Origin of the sequence: Anaerococcus porci, from assembly GCF_009696575.1 — a bacterium.
In the GTDB taxonomy this organism is placed as follows: Bacteria; Bacillota; Clostridia; order Tissierellales; family Peptoniphilaceae; genus Anaerococcus; species Anaerococcus porci.
The window spans coordinates 44,059-50,260 of sequence record NZ_VULQ01000014.1; the positions used below are offsets into that span (position 1 = coordinate 44,059).

The 6,202-nt window shown below is 28.1% G+C and carries 6 protein-coding genes; 2 read left to right on the forward strand and 4 right to left on the reverse strand.

What is annotated here, in order from left to right; genetic code table 11:
• Window positions 1-7: 7 nt before the first annotated feature.
• From FYJ26_RS09370 to FYJ26_RS09385, 4 genes are all read right to left on the reverse strand, one after another.
• Window positions 8-1,597: an AMP-binding protein gene (locus tag FYJ26_RS09370; protein ID WP_154541803.1), complete on the reverse strand. Its 1,590-nt coding sequence runs from the start codon at window positions 1,595-1,597 to the stop codon at window positions 8-10.
• Window positions 1,598-1,615: 18 nt separating this feature from the next.
• Window positions 1,616-2,290 carry a 4'-phosphopantetheinyl transferase family protein gene (locus FYJ26_RS09375; protein WP_154541805.1) on the reverse strand — a complete coding sequence of 225 codons (675 nt, stop codon included), beginning with the start codon at window positions 2,288-2,290 and terminating at the stop codon, window positions 1,616-1,618.
• A complete protein-coding gene (locus FYJ26_RS09380; RefSeq protein ID WP_154541807.1) occupies window positions 2,268-3,026 on the reverse strand; it encodes a thioesterase II family protein in 759 nt (252 codons plus the stop codon). Before FYJ26_RS09380 ends, FYJ26_RS09375 begins: the two co-directional genes overlap by 23 nt.
• Window positions 3,027-3,182: 156 nt before the next feature.
• Entirely contained in the window at window positions 3,183-3,554 is a 372-nt protein-coding gene (locus FYJ26_RS09385; protein ID WP_326831257.1) for a metal-dependent transcriptional regulator, read from the reverse strand.
• A 607-nt stretch (window positions 3,555-4,161) separates the two neighbouring features.
• Between FYJ26_RS09385 and FYJ26_RS09400 the strand changes: the two genes are divergently transcribed.
• Both FYJ26_RS09400 and FYJ26_RS09405 read left to right on the forward strand, forming a co-directional pair.
• Window positions 4,162-4,530 carry a plasmid mobilization protein gene (locus tag FYJ26_RS09400; RefSeq protein ID WP_154541813.1) on the forward strand — a complete coding sequence of 123 codons (369 nt, stop codon included), beginning with the start codon at window positions 4,162-4,164 and terminating at the stop codon, window positions 4,528-4,530.
• Window positions 4,530-5,900 carry a relaxase/mobilization nuclease domain-containing protein gene (locus FYJ26_RS09405; protein ID WP_154541815.1) on the forward strand — a complete coding sequence of 457 codons (1,371 nt, stop codon included), beginning with the start codon at window positions 4,530-4,532 and terminating at the stop codon, window positions 5,898-5,900. The genes FYJ26_RS09400 and FYJ26_RS09405 overlap by 1 nt, the downstream gene beginning before the upstream one ends.
• The last annotated feature ends 302 nt before the right edge of the window (window positions 5,901-6,202 follow it).

A 6,202-nucleotide genomic window follows, 5' to 3' on the forward strand; every position in this document is an offset into this window, starting at 1 on the left:
ATTCTCCTTATTTAATCATTTGTTGCTTCAATTTATTTTTATCTATCTTTCCAACGCTTGTTAATGGCCATTGATCAACATACTGTACTTCATCCGGTAACTTAAAAGAAGCAAGTCCTCTTTCTACCAAATAATTCCTTATATCTCTAAGCGTAAGAACGGTACTCCCCTTCAAAATAAATACACCTATTTTTTCTCCGAGAGTCTCATCGGGTATGCCAACAATTTGCACTTCTCTAATATTCTTATTTGTAAGCAAAATATTTTCCAACTCAGAAGGAACTATTTTTTCTCCAGCACGATTTATCATCTCCAACACACGACCAACAATTTTATAATTGTCTCCATATAACTTAGCGGCTCTATCTCCTGTTCTTAAAAAACATTCTTCTGTAAACTGAGTATCATTTAGTTTTGATGAATCATAATATTCCAAAATAGTATATGGTCCCCTAACTATTAGCTCTCCAAAATCTCCATCAGAAACCTCTTTCCCGTTTTCATCAACAATACGAGCTTCGTCAAACTCACTTAACTTCTTCCCTTGAGTATATAATCTGTCATAATCATCGTCCAAAACCCTAGAGCAAGTAATCAACGACTCACTCATGCCATATAATTGCAATAATTTACAATTAAATTCTTCCTGAATCTTTTTTGCTAAGTTAGAATCAAGAACAGATCCACCTATCTGTATATACTTCAAACTGCTGATATCAGCATCATCATTTTTAAGATATTCTATACACATATTAGCTAAAGTAGGTACCAATGCCATAATGCTAATTTCCTGTTCCTCAATCAAAGGTATTATTTCATCAGGACTGGATACTCTACAAGTAACCACCTTACCACCTTTTGACAATGTCCCAATCATTCCCGGACAACAAAGTGCAAATTTATGGCTCATAGGTAAAGCTGCCAAATACACTGTATCTTCATTCATATCCGTTGCATTTGCCAATTCTTTTGCTAAATATATAAATTCACAATGCCTATTAGGTATTAGTTTAGGAAAGCCGGTTGTACCTCCTGACAATAAAAATATAGCAGTTTCCTTATAATCTAACTCTTCGGCAAATTTATTTTTTCTATTTTGTCTTAAAGCACATAATTTCTCATATTTCTCTGTTTCGCCAATCAAATAAACTTGTAAATCTTCTTTCGTATCTTCTATAATACTAGACACCATATCTTCATATGAAAATCCTAAGTACCTGTTAATTCCAATATATGCTTTTGCATTTGTTTTATTTAAAATTCCCTTAACTTCAGAATATCTATGACCCATCAAGATAATTACAGGAATCACTCCTATACTCATCATTGCAAATAAAATTATAATGAATTCTTTACTATTAGGAAGTTGAAATAATACTTTATCTCCCTTACAGAAGCCTTGATTTAAAAGTCCATTAGCATAACAATCCACTTCATCTTTAAGTTGTCTATATGTCAATTCTTCATTTTCATCTACAACTGCTACTCTATCGGCGTATGTATTTGACCACATTTTCAAATGTTCGCTAACGGTTAGATGCTCCCAAACATTTTTGTCATAAAAGTTGATTAATTGTCTCTTAATCTCTAAATTCATAATATTTGCCCTACCTTTTTAATAGCATAATGCAAAAACAAATTTTTCTTTTTCAAAAATTAAAATCTCCTTTTGAATATCATTTTCTTTATCTATAACTTTCATTACATTATTATTTTTATTAATAACATCAACTGTTTCCAAATTTTGAATTAAGCCGACTCCTTTATATTTTAAATAAGCTTCTTTAGAAACCCAATATTTGTAAAAGTCCTTCAGACCTAATATTTTTTCATTGTTAATAAAAAAATTATTCTTAATTTCACTATAATCTATATTTCTTTCTATATTTTCAATATCAACTCCTATATCATTTCTTGAGAAAGCTACTATTGAAAATCCTGTGGTATGTGATATATTAAAATGTAAATTCAAATGATTTCTAATATATGGTTTATTATATTTACCGTAACGCCATCTAATCTCTTCGCATTTTAGTTTCTCAATTTTAGAAAATAGCAAGTTTACTATTGCTTTTGTTACAGCATAATTAATTCTGTCACTTTCTTTTCTATACTTCCACATAATTTCAATTTGATCTTTACTTAAATATGGAATACATTCACTTATAATTCCATAACTATTTGTTTCTACAGCAACTACTGCTATACAATCATCATGTATAAATTGAACTACCTCATTAATGTCATATTTTGTTAGTTCTGTATTTTTAATTATTTTTAACGTTTTCATTAATATAGCTTTTTATTTCCCTTATAACCATTTCAGTAGATGTATTTACAAACATATGCTTGCCATCTATATATTTATAGACGAATTCTTTTGTTGTATAATCTTGCCATTTTTTAAGTTCTTCTAATTTCATTTCTTGATCTTTATCTCCCATAAGTCCAAGTATGGGACTTTCTAATTTTTCATGTTTTGTATCTTTATAGTCCTCGTCTATTACAAAATCTGCTCTAAGTGTCGGTAAAAAAATTGAAATTAATTCTTTATTATCTAATATCTCTTTCGGAGTTCCCTCATATCTTCTTAGACCTTCTATAAATCCCTCATCATTTAGATGATAAATTGGGTTTGGTTCTTTATATAGTGGAGCTCGCCCTGCTGAAATTATTATCCCTCTTGGGTTTACATAATCAGACTTTTTGATTCTTAAAGCAAGTTCATAGACAATCTTTGTTCCCATGCTATGTCCAAATAAAAAGTAAGGTTTTTCAAAATCAAAATTTTCTTTCATATCATTGAATAACTCTTCCACTAAAACATTTATATCACTTATAGCCTTTTCAGAGAATCTATTTTCTCTGCCAGGATACTGTGCCACGTAAAGTCTAGTATCATCAAATTTATCTGCCCATTTTCTAAATGCGGATACTCCACCTCCTGCAAACGGAAATATAACAAGGCTAGCTTTAATATTATTTTCGTCTAATTCTTTATTTAGTATTTCAAAATTTTTTGACATAAATTCACCTTTTAATTCATTCTTTGTTAGCGATAGCTAACCTTAATTTATTATATACTATTTGATAACATTTATCAATAGGTTTTTGATCTTTTTTGTAAAATAATTAAAAAAAATAGCATAAAAAACTTATTTAAAAGTAATCTATGCTATATATTATAAAGTTTCATTAAAATGTTTTTTTAGTTTTTCAAAAGTTTCATCTGAAATAACATGTTCTATAAGGCAAGCTTCGGCTTCTGCTTGTTTAGGATTAACTCCAAGTTTAATGAATACACCAGTAAGATACATATGCTTTTTATACATCTTTTCACAAAATTTTTTTGATTCGTCTGTTAAACGAATTATTTTATCATCTCCATAAGTTATCCTGCCTTTACTTTCAAGTTTTTTTAGCATTCTTGTAACCGTCGGCCTTTTATAATCCAAAAAGTTAGCAAGATCTATATTTCTAACCTCTTCATTTTCCAAAGATAAAATATATATGGCTTCTAAATAATTTTCTTCAGCAAATTCCCTGTGTAAAATAAATTACGCCCCCTCTTAAATTGTTAGTGATTAAGAATTTAATTAAATATTTTGAAATTTGATAATTTAAAATATTTTTTAACATCATACATATTATTATAGTTGTAAAAGTCTCTATTTCAAAGTAAATTTTTCAATTATAGCAATTATAGCAATTATAGCAAGCACAGTAAGTGCATATGCACTTACTAAAAATGGAATAAGAATACTACGATTATATCGCTTATTTTTTTCCATTTTACTTGTTGGGGAATATCCCCAAACCCCTAAATTTATAATAATTAAATTCATCAACAAACTCTTATAATAGCTTCAACGTAAACTTGAATATTATCTCAAAAAATGATAAAATATAAGCAATAAAAAAATAAATCAGGAGATTTCCAGACGAAATATATAGAATAAATTAAACCTGTAAGTCAAGTTATCCTACTTGAATTTACAGGTTTTTCTTTTTTATTTCGATTAATAAATTTATTAGGAAGACAAGCTTCAAGGAGGTTTACTACGAGCTCTATCTATACAATTATTATCCCATAAGAAAGAGGGATTGAGAACAAAATGTAGTATTTATTACTACAACTATAATATACGAGGAGGTTAAATTATGACAAGTAGATTTAGAAATAACGGAATTTATTTAATGTTATCTGACGAGGAGTTAGAATTGCTAAATGAAAAATATAAAGCATCTAAGTGTAAAACTCTTAGGCAATTTATTATGAAATGTATTTTAGAAAAAGATATTTATGTATTAGATATGGATGTCTTTCGTAAAATGTCAACAAATATAAGTCGTACTTCAAATAATATAAATCAAATTGCTAAAAGAGTAAATACTACATCAATTATATATAAAGATGATGTAGAAGATTTAAAAAGCTTATTAGAAAATCAAGCGAAAGATATTTTCTCTATGCGTAAAAAAATATACTCTCTTACTAATTCTAATAGCATAAATACGGAGAAAGAATAATGGCTATTACTAAAATTCACCCTATAAAATCTACCTTAAAAGCAGCACTTGATTATATTATGAATAGTGATAAAACAGATGAAAAAATTCTAATTTCCTCCCTAAACTGTAACCCTATAACTGCTCATTTAGAATTTGAACAAACAAAAATAGAATGTAATTCTAAAGCAAAAGTTTTGGCAAGACATTTAATTCAATCTTTTTTCCCTGGAGAAACTACTGCTGAAGAGGCCCATCAAATAGGTATAGAACTATGCGATAAAATCTTAAAAAGAAAGTATGAATATGTTCTTACTACCCATATAGATAAGGGACATATTCACAATCATATACTATTTAATAATGTTTCTTTTGAAACTGGTAAAGCATATCAAAGTAATAAAAAAACTTACCACCAAATTAGAAATCATAGTGATGATTTATGTAGAAAGTATAAGCTATCAGTTATAGATGAAGATTATGCAAAATTTAAAGAAAAGTATAAAACCAATGGAAAGTCCTACAAAGAATATGTTGAATTTAAGAAAGGAAAATCTTGGAAACATAAACTTCAAATTGCTATTGATCATGCTATTAATAAAACAAATAGCTATGAGGATTTCTTAAAGCTTATGGAAGAATATGGCTATGAAATTAAACTTGGAAAATATCTTTCTTTCAGACATAAAGAACAAGGAGAAAAAGGGCGATTCATTCGTGCGAGGGAAACTACTCTTGGAAAAGATTATACAAAAGAGAAAATAAAAGAAAGAATTGAAAATAAGGTAAATGAAAATTACAAAAATAGTGAAGTATATTATGCTAAAAAATCTTATAAGAAATTTGATAATATAATAGATATGGAAGGCAATGAAAAGGTTAAATCTTCTAAAGGTTATGAAATATGGGCAAGAAAACATAACATGAATACTATGGCAAATACCTTAAATCAGCTTAGAAAATATGGTCTATCATCTAGTATGGATTTAGAAAATAAACTTCAAGAGGAGGCTGTTAATAGGCAAAAAATTTTAAATAAAATTAAGGATATAGAGAGAGTTATGAGCGAAATTTACACAGCTATTGAAGACATTAACACTATAAAAATAAATAAGGTTATCTATAGAACCTATAAAGAAAATCCAAATGATAAAGATTTTTATAGTGAATATAAGCCTCAAATTATCGCATATGAAAAAGCAATAAATACTTTAGAAAAGTGTCAATATAAAAATCCAAGTATAAAAGAGTTATCAAATTTATATGATGAATACAAAAATAAAAAAGATATTCTTATGGATGACTACGCCAACGAGAATATCTTGATAAATGAATTGACTCAATTAAGAAAGAATACTGATAAGTATATTTATAATGAATTATATAAGTAAGGATCTGGTGTATCAGCTTTCTCTGGTAGTGTGAAAAGTTTTGTATATCAGCCCTCCTGATAGGATGTGGCTGATATTTTTTCAATATAACCCCTCATTTTTTCTTAAAGACAACCAATAAAAAAATACAGGAGGCAGACTAAAACCTGCCCCCTATAATCTTTTACCTTTCTATGAGACTGTGTAAAGTTTTGTGTATAGAAACCTCCTGATTAGGGTAAAGAAAAACTAACCAGGAGGAATTTTTATGCCAAGAAAAAGACCGGAAACAAGAAGAAGTAAAATAGCAAAAATGTTAATTG